The organism is Pseudomonas sp. P4_C4 (genome assembly GCF_056402055.1).
Genome location: NZ_JBFUID010000062.1, coordinates 1 through 17813 on the forward strand (window position 1 = coordinate 1; position 17813 = coordinate 17813).

14 protein-coding genes are annotated in these 17813 nt (G+C 59.5%); 11 read left to right on the forward strand and 3 right to left on the reverse strand.

Annotation, left to right across the window (positions count from 1 at the left end; all coding sequences use genetic code 11):
* Positions 1-202: 202 nt before the first annotated feature.
* The 3 genes from AC1DXW_RS25465 to AC1DXW_RS25475 form a co-directional block, all read right to left on the reverse strand.
* Positions 203-640 (reverse strand): winged helix-turn-helix domain-containing protein, encoded by a 438-nt coding sequence (locus AC1DXW_RS25465; protein ID WP_477756625.1) that lies wholly within the window; start codon positions 638-640, stop codon positions 203-205.
* Between the two features lie 304 nt (positions 641-944).
* Positions 945-2060, reverse strand: coding sequence for a Gfo/Idh/MocA family protein (locus AC1DXW_RS25470; RefSeq protein WP_477760604.1), 1116 nt, complete (start codon positions 2058-2060; stop codon positions 945-947).
* A gap of 159 nt (positions 2061-2219) precedes the next feature.
* Positions 2220-3140 (reverse strand): MurR/RpiR family transcriptional regulator, encoded by a 921-nt coding sequence (locus tag AC1DXW_RS25475; RefSeq protein WP_477760605.1) that lies wholly within the window; start codon positions 3138-3140, stop codon positions 2220-2222.
* 310 nt (positions 3141-3450) lie between these two features.
* On the opposite strand from AC1DXW_RS25475, the gene AC1DXW_RS25480 reads away from it, so the two are divergent.
* The 11 genes from AC1DXW_RS25480 to AC1DXW_RS25530 all read left to right on the forward strand — a co-directional run bounded on the left by AC1DXW_RS25480 (position 3451) and on the right by AC1DXW_RS25530 (position 17721).
* Positions 3451-5388, forward strand: coding sequence for a bifunctional 5-dehydro-2-deoxygluconokinase/5-dehydro-2-deoxyphosphogluconate aldolase (locus tag AC1DXW_RS25480; protein WP_477760606.1), 1938 nt, complete (start codon positions 3451-3453; stop codon positions 5386-5388).
* Positions 5389-5537: 149 nt separating this feature from the next.
* Complete coding sequence (gene iolE / locus AC1DXW_RS25485; protein WP_477755740.1) at positions 5538-6431, forward strand: myo-inosose-2 dehydratase; 894 nt, start codon at positions 5538-5540, stop codon at positions 6429-6431.
* A complete protein-coding gene (iolB, locus tag AC1DXW_RS25490) occupies positions 6428-7270 on the forward strand; it encodes a 5-deoxy-glucuronate isomerase (protein ID WP_477755741.1) in 843 nt (280 codons plus the stop codon). The genes iolE and iolB overlap by 4 nt, the downstream gene beginning before the upstream one ends.
* Positions 7271-7314: 44 nt before the next feature.
* Complete coding sequence (locus tag AC1DXW_RS25495; protein WP_477755742.1) at positions 7315-8817, forward strand: CoA-acylating methylmalonate-semialdehyde dehydrogenase; 1503 nt, start codon at positions 7315-7317, stop codon at positions 8815-8817.
* Positions 8818-8842: 25 nt separating this feature from the next.
* Positions 8843-9664: a TIM barrel protein gene (locus AC1DXW_RS25500; RefSeq protein WP_477755743.1), complete on the forward strand. Its 822-nt coding sequence runs from the start codon at positions 8843-8845 to the stop codon at positions 9662-9664.
* 147 nt (positions 9665-9811) lie between these two features.
* A complete protein-coding gene (gene iolD, locus AC1DXW_RS25505) occupies positions 9812-11743 on the forward strand; it encodes a 3D-(3,5/4)-trihydroxycyclohexane-1,2-dione acylhydrolase (decyclizing) (protein WP_477760607.1) in 1932 nt (643 codons plus the stop codon).
* A gap of 42 nt (positions 11744-11785) precedes the next feature.
* Positions 11786-12811 carry a bifunctional inositol 2-dehydrogenase/D-chiro-inositol 1-dehydrogenase gene (gene iolG, locus AC1DXW_RS25510; RefSeq protein WP_477755745.1) on the forward strand — a complete coding sequence of 342 codons (1026 nt, stop codon included), beginning with the start codon at positions 11786-11788 and terminating at the stop codon, positions 12809-12811.
* Positions 12812-12948: 137 nt separating this feature from the next.
* Positions 12949-13809, forward strand: coding sequence for a sugar phosphate isomerase/epimerase family protein (locus AC1DXW_RS25515; RefSeq protein ID WP_477760608.1), 861 nt, complete (start codon positions 12949-12951; stop codon positions 13807-13809).
* Between the two features lie 140 nt (positions 13810-13949).
* Entirely contained in the window at positions 13950-15002 is a 1053-nt protein-coding gene (locus AC1DXW_RS25520) for a Gfo/Idh/MocA family protein (RefSeq protein WP_477760609.1), read from the forward strand.
* 156 nt (positions 15003-15158) lie between these two features.
* Positions 15159-16085 (forward strand): sugar ABC transporter substrate-binding protein, encoded by a 927-nt coding sequence (locus AC1DXW_RS25525; protein WP_477760610.1) that lies wholly within the window; start codon positions 15159-15161, stop codon positions 16083-16085.
* Positions 16086-16155: 70 nt separating this feature from the next.
* Positions 16156-17721, forward strand: a complete 1566-nt coding sequence (locus AC1DXW_RS25530) for a sugar ABC transporter ATP-binding protein (protein ID WP_477755269.1) — start codon at positions 16156-16158, stop codon at positions 17719-17721.
* The last annotated feature ends 92 nt before the right edge of the window (positions 17722-17813 follow it).

A 17813-nucleotide genomic window follows, 5' to 3' on the forward strand; every position in this document is an offset into this window, starting at 1 on the left:
GGACTCAAGAGCGCCGCGTTTAGCCAGTAAATACGCGTTATCGTTAACGACCATCGCGAGCAAGCTCGCGGACTCAAGAGCGCCGCGTTTAGCCAGTAAATACGCGTTATCGTTAACGACCATCGCGAGCAAGCTCGCTCCTACAGAGGGCCACATTCGCTTAACTGAACAGCATTACATCCATGAACCGGAGACTTAAAACTCATTCAGGATTTATTGTTTGGATAAGGCAGTAACCGCGACTTCTTACTGAACGGAGGAGGTTGTCGCCTTTAGTAAACTTCTTGAATTTCGCTTGCAGTCTACTGAGGCACATGAGCAATCCTTTGTAATTATAAGGGTCCTTATTTAACTTCATAAGGATGTCCTCGTTGCTGATAACGCGTTCCTCGCTGCTTGTTAATAAGTCAAGCACTACGCATTCCATGCGAGTTAAATTGATAGTCGTTAGATTGTTAGAAAGCAGGCGTTGGGGTTTGTTGAACACCCAGGTATGTAACTTTGGCATATTGACGCGATCAGACACACACGTAGAACCGCGGTGGTCGATCCAGGCAGCAACCTCATCGATAGTATGTCCGAAGGCAATAGAGTCTTCGTCGGAAGGATTGAGCGGGGCGGGGGTAAGATCTTCTGGCATCGCGCTTCCTCCATGCACAAGAAAAGCGTAGCACCAAGAGGCGCGCCTACAGTAAGTAGTACGCGAAAAAACCCGCATGGGCGGGCTTGAAGGGGTCGAGCAAAAAGGATGGGGCAATTGTTTAGAGTGATGCCAGTACATTGGATGGCGTGGTTGAGGTCATTCCTGGTTGTACAGCGCTATAGCCTGATAAATCGATCGATGGCGATTCATCGATACAGATCAACTAAGGGTGCGTTGTAGAGACCAAAAGGCACATGGTGCGAGCGCACTTGTTACCGCCTATTGGCGGCATTATCCGCGATCAAACCTCGTTGATGTTGACCCAGCGCTGTTCCTGTGCCGCCAATCGAATCGCCGTCGCCAGTCGTTCCACTTCCAAGGCTTGCTCGAAATCGGTGCCGGCTTGTCCTTGGCCGGCCAAGGCCATGATCAGCTCATGCACTTCCAGCGTCTTCAACTCGTTGTAGCCCAACTGATGCCCCGGCGCGGGACTGAACGCTGCATATCCGGGCAGGTTCGGCCCGGCCAGTAAACGCTGGAAGCCGTCCTGGCCGACACGGCACAGGCGTAACTCATTCAAACGCTCCTGATCGAATGACAGGGTCCCTTGGGTGCCACTGATCTCGAAACTCAGGTGATTCTTGTAGCCGTGCTTGAGCCAACTGCTGCTGAAGGTGCCACGCGCGCCGCTGGCAAAACGCAGTAACGCATGGGCCTGGTCGTCGACGGCAATTGTGCGTTGTTCCTGGCTACCGGCTGTGGCCGGGCGCTGGCGGTGCACGGTCTGGGAATCGGCGCATACCGCTTCGACATTGCCGAGCAGATAGCGCGCCATGCCCAGCAAGTGGCTGCCCAGGTCCGCCAGCGCGCCACCGGCATGTTCGGCCTCACAGCGCCACGACCAGGGGGACGCTGGATCGGCCATGAAGTCTTCGCTGAATTCACCTTGAAAGCTGATGATCTCACCGAGTTTGCCGCTCTGAATCAACTCCCGCGCCAGGCCGATGATCGGGTTGTGCTGGTAGTTGTAGCCGACACGGGTGACCACGCCCGCATCCTTGGCCGCCAGGTGCATGGCATTGGCCTGTTCAAGGTTCACCGCCAGCGGTTTTTCGCAGTACACCGGTTTGCCAGCGGCAAGCGCGGCCATGGCCATCGGGTAGTGCAGGTGGTTGGGGGTGGTGATGGCGATCAGGTGGACCTTGGGGTCGTCGATCAATTGCTGCCAGTCGCCATAAGCCTGCTCAAAGCCCCAGGCAGTGGCGCATGCCCGGGCACGAACGGGATCGGCGTCGGCCAGGGCGGCGAGGCGAAGCGTGAAGGGCAGTTCGAATGCTGCGCTGACGTTGCGAAAGGCCAGGGCATGGGCACGACCCATGAAACCCGTGCCGATGAGTCCGATTCCGAGTTCGCGCATGACAGGATCCTTTGGTTTTTGTTTTCAGGAAACCCGTTTATAGAATAAAAATTCCTTTTCATCAATTATGGAATAAATATTTACATGTGGCCGCTGAGCGCTCGCGTGCAAGTGTGGGAGTTTTTCGCTGCGCGCGGCGCCGTAACGCCAGTGTCTCGGTCAGTCTTCGAACCCGACCTGCTCGTGAATCTCATCGACTTTCAATTCCAGTCGATAAGCCACGGCGATAAACAGCGCCTGACACAGGCACAAGGTCGCACTCAACGAGCGGAAGGCAAACGAGCTGCCTTCGTTGACCAGCAGCACGGTGTTGGCGCGCTTGGCCAAAGGCGAAAGGTTACTGTCGGTGATGATCAGGGTTTTCGCCTGATGATGCTGGGCGATGCGCAGGCAGTGCTGGGTTTCCTTGCCGTACGGCGTGAAGCTGATGGCGATCACCAGGTCATTGGCGCGCACGCTGCGCATCTGCTCGCGGTAACTGCCGCCGAGCCCCGATACCAGGTGGATGCGCTTGTTGGTGTGTTGCAGGTTGTAGACCAGGTAATCGGCCACCGCGAACGAGCGGCGTACCCCGACCACGTAGATGTTGTCAGCGTTGACCACCAGATCCACGGCCTTGTCGAAGGCCTGGTCATCGAGTTCCAGCCCCAGCCGTTCGATGCCCGACAGGGTGGCGTTGATGCATTCGCGCGCCAGGTCGCCGCCGCTGGCCTTCTGTGACTTGTTGGCGATCATGCTGCGAATGCGCTGCTGGTAGTTCTGCACCGGCGTGGTCTTGTGGGTATACGCCTCGCGAAACAGCGCCTGCATTTCGCTGAAGCCGCTGAAGCCGAAACGCTGGGAAAACCGCACGATGGCCGACGGGTGCACTTCGCACTCGCGAGCGATGTCGCTGATGCGGTCGACCATGATCCGGTCGCTCTGCTGGCTCATGTAGCTGGCGATGCGTTTGAGCTGGCGCGGCAGGCTTTCGTATTCATCGGTGATCAGCTGCAGCAGACGCTCGGCATTGATCGGGGGGCTGGTGAGATCGCTGTCGGACGTGCTCTCGGTCGTAGCCGGCTGATCGGTGCGGGACATGAGGAAATCCTTCTGGCTTGTTCTTATAGGGACGATTTTTCACCTCGTCCCCTGACAATAGGTTGGCTGTGCGCAGTCTACAGGGTAGGCCCGAATAAAATCTTGAGCTTGCAGCAGTGTGAAGCTTGCTGAAACGATGCACTGCTTCTGGAACGCTTGTGCTAAAGCTTATTGGAAAAAATATTCCATGTAAAAATATTTGGAATAATTATTGATTGTTCGGTCCCGGTCGTTTTAGTCTGCATCCACCAAGAGTGTTCGGTACGGCCATCGCCCCGAACGCAGGCTGATAAAAATAACAGGAGCCAGCATGGGCCAGACTCGTTTTGCCAGTGGGCGTCAATTGGATCTGATTTGCCTGGGGCGCCTAGGCGTCGACCTCTATGCGCAGCAAGTCGGGGCGCGGCTGGAGGATGTAAGCAGCTTTGCCAAGTACCTCGGCGGCTCGTCCGCCAACATCGCCTTCGGCACCGCGCGGTTGGGGCTCAAGTCGGCGATGCTGAGCCGGGTAGGGGACGACCATATGGGGCGCTTCCTCGTTGAGTCCCTGGCCCGTGAAGGCTGCGATGTCAGTGGCATCAAGGTCGATCCGGAACGCCTGACCGCCATGGTCCTGCTGGGGCTCAAGGACCGCGAAACCTTTCCTTTGGTCTTCTACCGCGAAAACTGCGCCGACATGGCACTGCGGGCCGAAGACATCAGCGAAGCCTTCATCGCTTCCAGTAAAGCCTTGCTGATCACCGGCACGCATTTCTCCACCGACGGTGTGTACAAGTCGAGCATCCAGGCCCTGGACTATGCACAGAAGCACAACGTCAAGCGGGTGCTGGATATCGACTACCGCCCGGTGCTCTGGGGTTTGGCCGGCAAGGCGGACGGTGAGACCCGTTTCGTCGCCGACCAGAACGTCAGCCAGCATGTGCAGAAAATCCTTCCGCGTTTCGACCTGATCGTCGGCACTGAAGAAGAGTTCCTGATTGCCGGTGGTGCCGAGGATTTGCTCACTGCGCTGCGCAATGTCCGACGCTTGAGCGTGGCGACCCTGGTGGTCAAGCTCGGCCCGCAAGGCTGCACGGTGATTCATGGAGAGATCCCGACCCGTCTTGAAGACGGTGCGATTTATCCCGGCGTGCGTGTGGAAGTGCTTAACGTGCTGGGGGCCGGCGATGCCTTCATGTCGGGCTTCCTCAGTGGTTGGCTGGAGGACGCCAGCGATGAGCGCTGCTGCCAGTTGGCCAACGCCTGCGGCGGCCTGGTGGTGTCGCGCCATGCCTGCGCCCCGGCGATGCCGACCCGCGCCGAACTGGATTACCTGTTCAACAGCCCGGTGCCGATTACCCGTCCGGACCAGGACGCGGTGTTGCAGCGCCTGCATCAGGTCAGCGTGCCGCGCAAACAGTGGAAGCAACTGTTCATCTTTGCCTTCGACCATCGTTGGCAACTGGTGGAACTGGCGCAAAAGGGCGGCCGTGACCTCAACGCCATCTGCGAACTCAAGCAACTTTTTATCCAGGCCGTGGAGCGGGTCGAAGCCGATTTGCGCGAGCAAGGCATCGACGCCGATGTCGGGCTGCTGGCCGATCAACGTTTCGGCCAGGATTCACTGAATGCCGCCACCGGTCGCGGCTGGTGGGTGGCGCGGCCGGTGGAAGTCCAGGGTTCGCGGCCATTGGCCTTCGAACACGGTCGCTCCATCGGCAGCAACCTGATCGCCTGGCCGCAAGAGCAGATCATCAAGTGCCTGGTGCAATTTCATCCCGACGATGAGCCTCTGCTGCGTCTGGAACAGGAGGCGCAGATCAAGGGTTTGTATCAGGCGTCCCAGGTCAGCGGTCATGAACTGCTGCTGGAAATCATCCCGCCCAAGGATCACCCCTCGGCCTACCCGGACGTGCTGTATCGCGCCCTCAAACGCCTCTACAACCTGGGCATCTACCCGGCGTGGTGGAAGATCGAAGCGCAAAGCGCCGAGGAGTGGCAGCAACTCGACGAACTGATCCAGGAACGCGATCCGTACTGCCGAGGTGTGGTACTGCTGGGCTTGAACGCCCCGGCATCAGCGTTGGCCGAAGGCTTTCAACAGGCCAGTCAGAGCCAGACCTGCCGCGGGTTCGCCGTGGGCCGGACGATTTTCCAGGAGCCGAGCCGTGCGTGGTTGGCCGGGGAAATCGACGATGAGGCGCTGATTCGCCAGGTGCAGGGCACGTTCGTTGAACTGATCGATGCCTGGCGTGCGGCGCGGAACTGAACATTTTCAATGTGTGAACACTGAACCTGTGGGAGCGAGCTTGCTCGCGATGGGGCCTTCAAAGGCACCAAAAGCATCGCGAGCAAGCTCGCTCCCACAGGGTTTAGTGCCGCATTCAATGGTTATGTAAAACAATAAAAGGTGCAGCCATGCCCGCTATCCGAATTGGCATCAACCCGATCTCCTGGAGCAACGACGACCTGCCGTCCCTCGGTGGCGAGACGCCATTGAGCACCGCCCTGAGCGAAGGCAAGGAAATCGGTTACGAAGGTTTTGAACTCAACGGTAAATTCCCCAAGGACGCCAAAGGCGTCGGCGACGTGCTGCGGCCCTATGACCTGGCGTTGGTGTCCGGCTGGTACTCCAGTCGTCTGGCGCGGCGTTCCGTGGCCGAGGAAATCGACGCCATCGGTAGTCATGTCGAGCTGCTGGCGAAGAACGGCGCCAAGGTGCTGGTCTATGGCGAGGTCGCGGACTCCATCCAGGGCCAGCGCATTCCTCTGGTCGAACGCCCGCGCTTGCACACCGAACAGGCCTGGCAGGAGTACGCCGACAAGCTCACCGAACTGGCGCGCTTCACCCTGTCCCAGGGTGTGCGTCTGGCCTATCACCACCACATGGGCGCTTACGTCGAATCCCCGGCCGACATCGACAAACTGATGGCGTTGACTGGCAGCGAAGTCGGCCTGCTGTTCGATTCGGGCCATTGCTACATGGGCGGCGGCGAACCGTTGCAGGTGCTGCGCAAACACATCGAACGCATCTGCCACGTGCATTTCAAGGACGTGCGCAAACCGGTCGTGCAGCTGGCGCGCAACAACCTGTGGAGTTTCCCGGACTGCATCATCAACGGCACCTTCACTGTGCCCGGCGATGGCGACATCGATTTTTCCGCGTTACTCGACGTGCTGCTGGCCGCCGATTACCACGGCTGGCTGGTGGTCGAAGCCGAACAGGATCCGGCGGTGGCACCGAGTTATGTCTACGCGAAAAAGGGCTACGACACCTTGCGTGCACTACTCGACGAGAGGACCGCGCGATGAGCCTGTTGGTCAAAAGCAATTCACGCGGCCGGACCATGGTCGAGTTGGGGCAAGGGGAACTGGAATACGTCGGCTTCGCCGCTTACCGCCTGAGCCTCGGTGAGTCCCTGCCGGTCTCGGCGGGTGATAAAGAACTGTGCCTGGTGCTGCTCAGCGGCCGGGTCAGCATCAAGGGTGAAGCGCCGGGGCAGGGCGCGTTCGACTGGGACAACATTGGCGATCGGCAGTCGGTGTTCGAAGACAAGTCTCCGTTCGCCGCGTACTTGCCGCCCGGCAGTCAAGCCCAGGTGGTCGCCCTGAGTGATGTGCAAATCGCCGTGTGTTCCGCGCCTGGCTTCACTACTGAAGCTAGCAGCGAAAAGATCGCAGCCTTCGGCAGCTCCTACAGCCCACGCCTGATCAAACCCGACACGATGAAGCGCAGCGTGCGCGGCAAGGGCGCCAATACCCGTTACGTCTGCGACATCCTGCCGGACACCGAGCCAGCCCATTCACTGCTGGTGGTCGAAGTGCGCACGCCGTCCGGACATTCCTCAAGCTACCCGCCACACAAGCACGACACCGACGACCTGCCGCACCAGAGCTTTCTCGAAGAAACCTATTACCACCAGATCAACCCGCCCCAGGGCTTCGTGTTCCAGCGGGTGTACACCGACGATCGCAGCATCGATCAGGCCATGGCCGTGGAAAACAGCGACCTGGTGGTCGTGCCCAAGGGGTATCACCCGGTCAGTGTGCCGTACGGCTACGAGTCGTATTACCTGAACGTGATGGCCGGTCCGAAACGCGTCTGGCAGTTCCATAACGATCCGCAGCACAGCTGGCTGCTGGATCTCTGAATTCCAAGGTCTGAATTCCACTATCTGCACGGAGAACAATAACGATGAGCGACGCCCAGGTAATCGGCCATTACATCGACGGTCAGGTGCAAGACACCGGCAGTGAGCGGTTCAGCAATGTCTTCAACCCGGCCACCGGCAGCGTGCAGGCACGGGTCGGGTTGGCCAGCGAGAGGACCGTGGACGAGGCGGTCGCATCGGCCCTCAAGGCCTTTCCAGCCTGGTCCGAGCAATCATCCCTGCGCCGTTCGCGGGTGATGTTCAAGTTCAAGGAATTGCTCGACCGCCATCACGACGAACTGGCAGAAATCATCAGCCGTGAACACGGCAAGGTGTTTTCCGACGCCAAGGGCGAAGTCACCCGTGGCATCGAAATCGTCGAGTACGCCTGCGGTGCGCCGAACCTGTTGAAAACCGAATTCAGCGACAACATCGGCGGCGGCATCGACAACTGGAACCTGCGCCAGCCGCTGGGTGTTTGTGCCGGGGTTACGCCGTTCAACTTCCCGGTGATGGTACCGCTGTGGATGATTCCGCTGGCGCTGGTCACAGGTAACTGCTTCATCCTCAAACCGTCCGAACGCGATCCGTCCGCCAGTTTGTTGATGGCGCGGTTGCTGACTGAAGCCGGTCTGCCGGATGGAGTGTTCAACGTGGTCCAAGGTGACAAGGCTGCAGTCGATGCGCTGCTGCAACACCCGGACATCGAAGCGATTTCCTTTGTCGGTTCGACGCCGATTGCCGAGTACATCCATCAGCAAGCCACCTCCCGGGGCAAGCGCGTGCAGGCCCTGGGCGGGGCGAAGAACCACATGATCGTCATGCCCGATGCGGACCTGGATCAAGCTGCTGATGCCTTGATTGGCGCGGCGTACGGATCAGCCGGTGAGCGCTGCATGGCGATCTCGATTGCCGTGGCGGTGGGCGACGTCGGCGACCGCTTGATTGCCAAGTTGCTGCCACGCATCGATCAGCTCAAGGTCGGCAATGGCCTGCAGGGTGACAACGATATGGGGCCGTTGGTGACAGCCGAGCACAAGGCCAAGGTCGAAGGCTTCATTGACCAGGGTGTGGCTCAAGGTGCGCAGCTGATTGTCGATGGTCGTAATTTCAAGGTGCCGGGCGCCGAGAATGGCTTCTTCGTTGGCGCGACGCTGTTCGACAAGGTCACGACCGAGATGAGCATCTACCAACAGGAAATCTTCGGTCCGGTGCTGGGCATCGTGCGTGTGCCGGACTTCGCCAGCGCGGTGGAGCTGATCAACGCCCACGAATTCGGCAACGGTGTGTCCTGCTTCACCAGCGACGGCGGCATTGCCCGAGCCTTCGCCCGCACCATCAAGGTCGGCATGGTCGGCATCAACGTGCCGATTCCGGTGCCCATGGCATGGCATTCGTTCGGTGGCTGGAAGCGCTCGCTGTTCGGTGATCACCATGCCTACGGCGAAGAAGGTATCCGCTTCTACAGCCGCTACAAAAGCGTGATGCAACGCTGGCCCGACAGCATCGCCAAGGGCCCTGAATTCAGTATGCCGACAGCCAAATAATTCACTTGTGCGGAGAACAACAATAATGAGCAAACCCCTGCGTTTCGCCCTGAACCGTATGGTCGCCCCACGTTTGTCCCTGCCCGCGTTCATCGAGTTGGCGGTGACCCTCAAGGCCGACGCCATCGAGATCCGCAATGACCTCAAAGGCGTCGAGATAGAAGACGGCACCGCACCCGAGCGCGTGCGTGAGTTGTGCACGGCCAAAGGCATCACCGTGCTCTCGATCAACGCGCTGTATCCGTTTGATGTGTGGAACGACGAGCGCCGGGAGCAGGCCTCGAAACTCGCTGCTTATGCCCGGGACTGCGGCGCGCAAGGGCTGGTCATGTGCCCGTTGAACGACCGTGCCGACCCGCGTACCGAAGCCGAGCGCGCTTCAGGTCTGCGTACGGCGTTGAGTCAGCTGGCGCCGATCCTGCGCGATCACGGGATTCTCGGGTTCATCGAACCGCTGGGTTTCGAAGAGTGCTCGCTGCGCCGTAAACGCACGGCGGTGGACGCGATCAAGGCCATCGGCGGGCTGGATGTGTTCCGTCTGGTGCATGACACCTTCCACCATCACCTGGCCAGTGAGCATGAATTTTTCCCCGAGTTGACCGGGCTGGTGCACATCTCCGGGGTCGAGGATGCCGGGGCCCCGCTGGCGACCATTCGCGATGGTCACCGGGTGCTGGTGGGCGAAGGCGACATTCTCGGCAATGCGGCGCAGATCGACACCTTGCTCGCTACCGGCTACAGCGGCTACCTGTCGTTCGAACCGTTCGCCGACAGCGTGCATGGGCTGGCGGATATCGAACGGGCGATCGGCGCGAGCATGGATCACCTGAAGAGCACTTTGGCTTGACACATTCCCTGTAGGAGCTGTCGAGTGAAACGAGGCTGCGATCTTTTGATCTGGCTTTTTAAGATCAAGATCAAAAGATCGTCCGATCGCGGCCCGAGCCTTCGGCAGCTCCTACAGGAATTGGGTGTGCATTTGAAAGGATCGGACATGACCACAACAAGACTGACCATGGCCCAGGCCCTGGTGAAATTCCTCGATAACCAGTACATCGAGGTCGATGGGGTCCAGAGTAAATTCGTCGCCGGGATCTTTACCATCTTCGGCCACGGCAACGTGCTGGGCCTGGGCCAGGCCCTGGAGCAGGACAGTGGCGACCTGATCGTCCATCAGGGGCGCAACGAACAAGGCATGGCCCACGCCGCCATCGGTTTCGCCAAGCAACACCAGCGGCGCAAGATCTACGCTTGCACTTCGTCGGTGGGGCCTGGTGCGGCGAACATGCTGACCGCTGCCGCCACCGCGACAGCCAACCGTATTCCCTTGCTGCTGTTGCCCGGCGATGTCTACGCCTGCCGCCAGCCCGACCCGGTGTTGCAACAGATCGAGCAGTTCCACGACCTGAGCATCAGCACCAACGATGCCTTCAAGGCTGTCAGTAAATACTGGGACCGCATCAACCGTCCCGAGCAACTGATGACGGCGGCGATCCACGCCATGCGCGTGCTCACCGACCCCGCCGAAACCGGCGCAGTGACCCTGGCCTTGCCGCAAGACGTGCAGGCCGAGGCCTACGACTATCCCGATTACTTCCTGCAAAAACGCGTGCACCGTATCGAACGTCGTCCGGCTACCGAAGCGATGCTGGGTGATGCGCTGGCGCTGTTCAAAGGCAAGCGTAAACCGCTGATCATTTGCGGCGGCGGGGTCAAGTACTCTGGCGCCAACTCCGCGTTGCAGGCGTTCGCCGAGCGCTTCGATATTCCCTTCGCCGAAACCCAGGCCGGCAAGAGTGCAGTGGTGTCCAGCCATCCGCTGAATGTTGGCGGTATCGGCGAAACCGGTTGCCTGGCGGCGAATTCGCTGGCCAGGGACGCTGATCTGATCATCGGCATTGGCACCCGTTACAGCGACTTCACCACCGCCTCGAAATCCTTGTTTCAGCACCCGGAGGTGCAATTCCTCAACCTCAATATCAGCCCTTGCGATGCCCTGAAACTCGACGGCGTGCAATTGCTGGCGGACGCCAGAACCGGTTTGTCGGTGCTGGCCAAAGCGCTGGGTGATTATCGCTCGAGCTGGGGCGATCAACCCCGTCAGGCCAAGGCGCAACTGGATGAGGAAGTCGATCGCATCTATCAAGTGGAATACCAGGCCAAGGATTTCGTCCCGGAAATCAACGACCACATGGACCCGGCAGTGCTGCGCGAATTCATCGAGCTGACCGGCTCCTGCCTGACCCAGAGCCGCGTGCTCGGGGTGCTCAATGAAACCCTGGCGGACGACGCAGTGATCGTCGCCGCCGCCGGCAGCTTGCCTGGCGACTTGCAGCGCAGCTGGCGCAGCAAGGGCGTGAACACCTACCACGTCGAGTACGGCTATTCCTGCATGGGTTACGAGGTCAACGCTGCGTTGGGCGTGAAACTCGCCGAGCCGGATCGTGAGGTCTATGCGCTGGTGGGCGACGGCTCTTACATGATGCTGCATTCCGAACTGGCGACCTCGATTCAGGAGCGGCGCAAGATCAACGTGGTGCTGCTGGACAACATGACCTTTGGCTGCATCAACAACCTGCAGATGGAACACGGCATGGATAGCTTCGGCACCGAGTTCCGCTTCCGCAACCCGGAAACCGGCAAGCTCGATGGCGGCTTCGTGCCGGTGGATTTCGCCATGAGCGCGGCGGCTTATGGTTGCAAGACTTACAAGGTGAACACCGTTGAAGAGCTGAAGGATGCCCTGGCGGATGCGCGCTTGCAGACGGTTTCGACGCTGATCGATATCAAGGTTTTGCCCAAGACCATGATTCACAAATACCTGTCGTGGTGGCGGGTCGGTGTGGCGCAGGTTTCCAACAGTGCCCGTACCGATGCGGTGGCCAAGACCCTGAACGAACGACTGGCCAAGGCCCGTCAATACTGATTGCCCCTGAAACCAACAACAAATTTTCACAGGAGAATCTTCATGTCATTGCTCTCTGATTCACTGCGCATTGGCGTCATCGGCACCGGGGCCATCGGCCAGGACCACATCCGTCGTTGCAGCCAGGCCTTGCTCAACAGCCAGGTCGTGGCGGTGACCGACATCAATTTGCAGCAAGCGGCCAAGGTCGTTTCCGATCTCAAGCTGACCGCCGAGGTTTATCCCGACGGTCACGCCCTGATCAAGGCGCCGGAAGTCGAGGCGATCCTCGTTACCTCCTGGGGGCCGAGCCACGAAGAGTTCGTGCTGGCAGCGATAGCCGCCGGTAAGCCGGTGTTCTGCGAGAAACCGCTGGCGGTCACTGCCGAAGGCTGCCGCAAGATCGTCGAGGCCGAAGTGGCCCACGGCAAGCGTCTGGTGCAGGTCGGTTTCATGCGTCCGTACGACGAGGGTTATCGCGCGCTGAAATCAGTGATCGATAGTGGCCAGATCGGCGAGCCGTTGATGCTGCATTGCGCCCACCGCAACCCGACCGTGGGTGAAAACTACAAGACCGACATGGCGATCACCGACACCCTGATTCATGAGCTGGACGTGCTGCGCTGGTTGCTTGACGACGATTATGTCTCGGTGCAAGTGGTGTTCCCACGCAAGACCAGCAAGGCCCACGCCCATTTGAAAGACCCGCAGATCGTGCTGCTGGAAACCGCCAAGGGCACGCGCATCGACGTCGAAGTGTTCGTCAACTGCCAGTACGGCTACGACATCCAGTGCGAAGTGGTGGGGGAGACCGGCATCGCCAAACTGCCGGAACCGTCGCAGGTTCAATTACGTAGCGGGGCGAAGCTGTCCAACGCGATTCTGATGGACTGGAAGGATCGGTTCATCGCGGCGTATGACGTTGAGTTGCAGGCGTTCATTGATGGTGTGCGAGCCGGGCAGGTCGGCGGGCCTTCGGCGTGGGATGGTTTCGCCGCCGCCGTCGCCGCAGATGCGTGCATCGAGGCGCAGAACAGCGGGGCGATTGTCAAAGTCGGCCTGCCAGAGCGCCCACACTTCTACGGCTAACTATTAACCCATGTGGGAGCGAGCCTGCTCGCGATTGCGATCAGACAGTCACATAGATGTTGGATGTGCTGCCGCCATCGCGAGCAGGCTCGCTCCCACAAGGGGCAAGGCGCAGGCCTTGGTTTAGGAGAACAATCATGCGCATCGCACTCGACCCCTACATGTACCGCACCCTTTCCCTGGGCAAGATGGTCGACAAGGTCGCCGAGCTCGGTTACGAACACATCGAGCTGTCGCCCCGGGAAGATTTCCTGCCGTTCTACAAGGCCCCACGGGTCGACAAGGCGCGAATCAAGGCATTTCGCAAAGCCCTGAGCGACACCGGGGTCAAACTCTCTTCCTTACTACCGATGTACCACTGGGCTGCCGCCGACGAAGGTTTGCGCGTGGCCGCGGTGCGCAACTGGAAGCGCGCGATTCAGATTACCGTGGAGATGGACTGCGAACTGGTCAACACTGAGTTCACCGGCCAGTCGGACAACCCGCTGGTGTGCGAGAACCAGTTCATGCGCTCCATGGATGAGCTGATTCCTGAGTTCGAACGCGAGGGCATCAAGCTCGATATCCAGGCTCACCCGTATGATTTCTGCGAGCGCAATAACGAGTCGGTGGACATCATTCGCGGTCTGGACCGTGACTGGATCAACTACCTCTACGCTGCGCCGCACACGTTTTTCTATGACGACGGCAAGGGCGACATCGCCTCGATGCTCAAGTACGCCGGGTCGAAACTCAGCCACCTGATTATCGCCGACACCTACRACCACAMGGCKTCSTCGGGSYTGCGCTACATCGTCAACCCGCCGGGCGTCACCGCCACCGTGCACCAGCATCTGGACATTGGCCAGGGTGAGGTCGATTGGGAAGCGTTTTTCGGCACTTTGCGCGAGATCAAGTTCGATGGCATTGCCACCGTCTCGGTGTTCGCCTGGGAGGACCGGCCGGACGAGTCCAACCGGATGATGCTCGAGCGCGTCAAAAACGAACTCTGCCGCTAGCGGCCTTCACTCTTCCCCTGTAGAAGCTGCCGAAGGCTGCGATCTTTTGATTTTGATTTGGCTTTTAGAAACAAGATCAAAAGATCGCAGCCTTCGGCAGCTCCTACATGGGGTGCATAACAATAAGAAGGAGTTGATTCATGCGCATCGGACTCGTCGGATACGGCCATGGCGGCCGGTTTTTCCATGCTCCACTGATCAGCAGTTTGCCGGGTGCAACCTTCGTCGGTGTGGTTACCCGTTCAACGGAGCGGCGCCAGTTACTGGCGGTAGAACACCCCGGCGTGCCGGCCTTCGACAGCATCGGCCAGATGGTGGAAGCGGGGATCGATGTATTGGTGGTGTCGACACCACTCAAGGGCCGTCCGGCACTGGTGCTCGACGGCATCGAACACGGCGTGGCGGTGGTCAGCGACAAGCCGTTCGCTGCCGATGCGCAACAGGCGCAAACCCTGATCACCATGGCCGAGCGCCAGGGTGTGCGGCTCAGCGTCTATCAGAACCGGCGCTGGGACTYGGACTTCCTCACGGTGCGCAAACTCATCGAGTCCGGGGCGCTGGGCCAGGTCACCCGTTTTGAATCGCGGATTGAGCGCTATTCGCCACAGTCGGTGAACAACGGCAGTGGCGGTGGTTTCCTGCGGGATCTGGGCAGCCATCTGGTGGATCAGGCGTTGTTGTTGTTCGGTCCGGTGACGCGGGTCTACGCCGAACTGGATTATCTGGAGAAAGACCAGACGTTCGATAACGGCTTCTTTATGTCCCTGACCCACGCTAGCGGTGTGACCTCGCACCTGGGGGGCAGTTGCCTGCAGAACACCCCCGGCCCGCGCTTTCGGGTGACCGGAACTCAGGGTTGCTACAGCGTCGATGGCCTGGACGGGCAGGAGGCGTCGGCGCTCGCCGGGCTCACACCGAAATCCGAAGGTGAACGCTGGGGCGTGGAAGAGCATCGCCGCTGGGGCTGGTTCGAACAGGGCGAAGTACGCGAAAGAGTTCCTTCCGAGCGTGGTTGCTGGAATCAGTTCTATTTACAGCTGCAAGCCGCATTGCAGAGCGGTGGCCCACTGCCTGTGGAGGCCCGTGATGCACTGGCGACCACCCGCGTGCTAGACGCTGCGCGGCTGAGTTTCGAGCGCCATCAAGTGGTGCAATTGAGCCCGTTCGAGAGTCATGGAACAAAATCAGAATAAAATTCTAAAATGAGTTGATATAGAAAATATTTTCCAATAAAGTCATTTCCAGCGAGCTGCCTCGCACCCGGTTCCAACTCTTTTCCCGCTTGTCCGCTTACTGAAATCGTCACGCCTTATCCATAAAACCAACAAAAATGTGGAGAAAGACTTTTCATGAAGACCAAGATCCGTTTCGCCTCACTCGCCTTGTCCCTGATGTTCGCCAGCGGCGCTGCACTCGCTGACATGAAGATCGGCGTCAGCATGTCGCAGTTCGATGACACCTGGCTGACCTACCTGCGTGAGTCCATGGACACCAAAGCCAAGTCCTATCCCGATGGCGTCAAGCTGCAGTTCGAAGACGCGCGCAGCGACRTGGTCCGGCAGTTGAGCCAGGTAGAAAGCTTCATCAGTCAGAAGGTCGACGCCATCGTGGTCAATCCGGTGGATACCGCCGCGACCAAAAAAATCACCGAATCGGCGGTCAAGGCCGGCATTCCGCTGGTGTACGTCAACCGCCGTCCCGATGACCTGAACCTGCCCAAAGGCGTGGTCACTGTCGCCTCCAACGATCTGGAGGCCGGTCAGATGCAGATGCAATACCTGGCCGACAAAATGGGCGGCAAGGGCGACATCGTGATTCTGCTGGGCGACCTGGCGAACAACTCCACCACCAACCGTACCAAGGGCGTCAAAGAGGTGCTGGCCAAGTACCCGAACATCAAGATCGAGCAAGAGCAAACCGGCATCTGGTTGAGGGACAAGGGCATGACCCTGGTCAACGACTGGCTGACCCAGGGCCGCAAGTTCGACGCGGTCGTCTCCAACAACGACGAGATGGCCATTGGCGCCGCGATGGCTCTGCAACAGGCCGGAGTTGAAAAGGGCAGCATCCTGATCGCCGGTGTCGACGGTACGCCTGACGGTTTGAACGCAGTGAAGAAGGGCTCTCTGGTCGTCTCGGTGTTCCAGGACGCCAAGGGTCAGGCCGACGGTTCGATCGAGACGGCAGTGAAAATGGCAAAAAACGAGCCGGTCGAGCCGGCCGTGTGGGTGCCGTATCGCTTGATCACGCTACAAAACGTTGACCAGTTCAAATAGTCCGTCCGTTCAATAACAACAATAAACACGCAAGGTGGCAACCGCGACCTTGCTGATGGAGTACCTGATCATGTTCGCTTCAGCGACTGCTTCGAGCACCCCTTTGAAGGGTGTCCAGCCAACTGCAATACCTGTCGATGAGCCGTACCTGCTGGAGATCATCAACGTCAGCAAGGGTTTTCCCGGTGTGGTGGCGTTGTCCGATGTGCAACTGCGGGTGCGCCCCGGTTCCGTGCTGGCCTTGATGGGCGAAAACGGCGCCGGCAAATCCACCCTGATGAAAATCATCGCCGGTATCTACCAGCCGGACGCCGGCGAACTGCGCCTGCGGGGCAAGCCGGTGGTGTTTGAAACGCCACTGGCGGCGCTGCAGGCCGGGATCGCGATGATCCACCAGGAACTTAACTTGATGCCGCACATGAGCATCGCCGAAAACATCTGGATCGGTCGTGAGCAGCTCAACGGCTTCCACATGATCGACCACCGGGAAATGCACCGCTGCACGGCGAAACTGCTGGAGCGCCTGCGGATCAACCTTGACCCCGAAGAGCAGGTCGGCAATCTGAGCATCGCCGAACGGCAGATGGTCGAGATCGCCAAGGCGGTGTCTTACGATTCCGACATCCTGATCATGGACGAACCGACCTCGGCCATCACCGACAAGGAAGTCGCCCACCTGTTTTCGATCATTGCCGACCTGAAAAGCCAGGGCAAAGGCATCATCTACATCACCCACAAAATGAACGAAGTGTTCGCTATCGCCGATGAAGTGGCGGTGTTCCGCGATGGCGCCTACATAGGCCTGCAGCGGGCCGACAGCATGGACGGCGACAGCCTGATTTCAATGATGGTCGGGCGTGAACTGAGCCAGTTGTTCCCGGTACGCGAGACGCCGATCGGCGATCTGCTGCTGTCGGTGCGCGACCTCAAGCTCGATGGCATTTTCAAGGACGTGTCCTTCGATCTGCATGCCGGCGAGATCCTCGGCATTGCCGGGTTGATGGGCTCGGGGCGGACCAACGTCGCCGAGGCGATCTTTGGCATCACCCCGAGCGACGGTGGCGAGATTCGCCTCGACGGTGAAGAGGTGCGCATTACCGATCCGCACATGGCCATCGAGAAGGGCTTCGCCCTGTTGACCGAGGATCGCAAGCTCAGCGGCCTGTTCCCGTGCCTGTCGGTACTGGAAAACATGGAGATGGCAGTGCTGCCGCATTACGTCGGCAACGGCTTTATCCAGCAGAAAGCGTTGCGCGCCTTGTGCGAGGACATGTGCAAAAAGCTGCGTGTGAAAACACCGTCACTGGAGCAGTGCATCGACACGCTGTCCGGCGGCAATCAGCAGAAAGCCTTGTTGGCGCGCTGGCTGATGACCAATCCACGAATCCTGATTCTCGACGAGCCGACCCGCGGTATCGATGTCGGCGCCAAGGCCGAGATTTACCGGCTCATTTCCTACCTCGCCAGCGAAGGCATGGCGGTGATCATGATTTCCTCGGAGCTGCCGGAAGTGCTCGGCATGAGCGACCGGGTGATGGTCATGCACGAGGGCGACCTGATGGGCACCCTCGATCGCAGCGAAGCGACTCAGGAACGAGTGATGCAACTGGCCTCGGGCATGTCCCAGTGTCATTAAATCAAAGGTGAGCACGGTTCCTGTGGCGWGGGAGCTTGCTCCCGCTGGGCTGCGAAGCGGCCCCAATGTCTCGGACTTACCGTAGAACTGGC

Bases quoted from the DNA above. Each gene is read 5' to 3' on its own strand.
- AC1DXW_RS25465 (WP_477756625.1), bottom strand. From the start codon at position 640: ATGCCAGAAGATCTTACCCCCGCCCCGCTCAATCCTTCCGACGAAGAC.
- AC1DXW_RS25470 (WP_477760604.1), bottom strand. From the start codon at position 2,060: ATGCGCGAACTCGGAATCGGACTCATCGGCACGGGTTTCATGGGTCGT.
- AC1DXW_RS25475 (WP_477760605.1), bottom strand. From the start codon at position 3,140: ATGTCCCGCACCGATCAGCCGGCTACGACCGAGAGCACGTCCGACAGC.
- AC1DXW_RS25480 (WP_477760606.1), top strand. From the start codon at position 3,451: ATGGGCCAGACTCGTTTTGCCAGTGGGCGTCAATTGGATCTGATTTGC.
- iolE (WP_477755740.1), top strand. From the start codon at position 5,538: ATGCCCGCTATCCGAATTGGCATCAACCCGATCTCCTGGAGCAACGAC.
- iolB (WP_477755741.1), top strand. From the start codon at position 6,428: ATGAGCCTGTTGGTCAAAAGCAATTCACGCGGCCGGACCATGGTCGAG.
- AC1DXW_RS25495 (WP_477755742.1), top strand. From the start codon at position 7,315: ATGAGCGACGCCCAGGTAATCGGCCATTACATCGACGGTCAGGTGCAA.
- AC1DXW_RS25500 (WP_477755743.1), top strand. From the start codon at position 8,843: ATGAGCAAACCCCTGCGTTTCGCCCTGAACCGTATGGTCGCCCCACGT.
- iolD (WP_477760607.1), top strand. From the start codon at position 9,812: ATGACCACAACAAGACTGACCATGGCCCAGGCCCTGGTGAAATTCCTC.
- iolG (WP_477755745.1), top strand. From the start codon at position 11,786: ATGTCATTGCTCTCTGATTCACTGCGCATTGGCGTCATCGGCACCGGG.
- AC1DXW_RS25530 (WP_477755269.1), top strand. From the start codon at position 16,156: ATGTTCGCTTCAGCGACTGCTTCGAGCACCCCTTTGAAGGGTGTCCAG.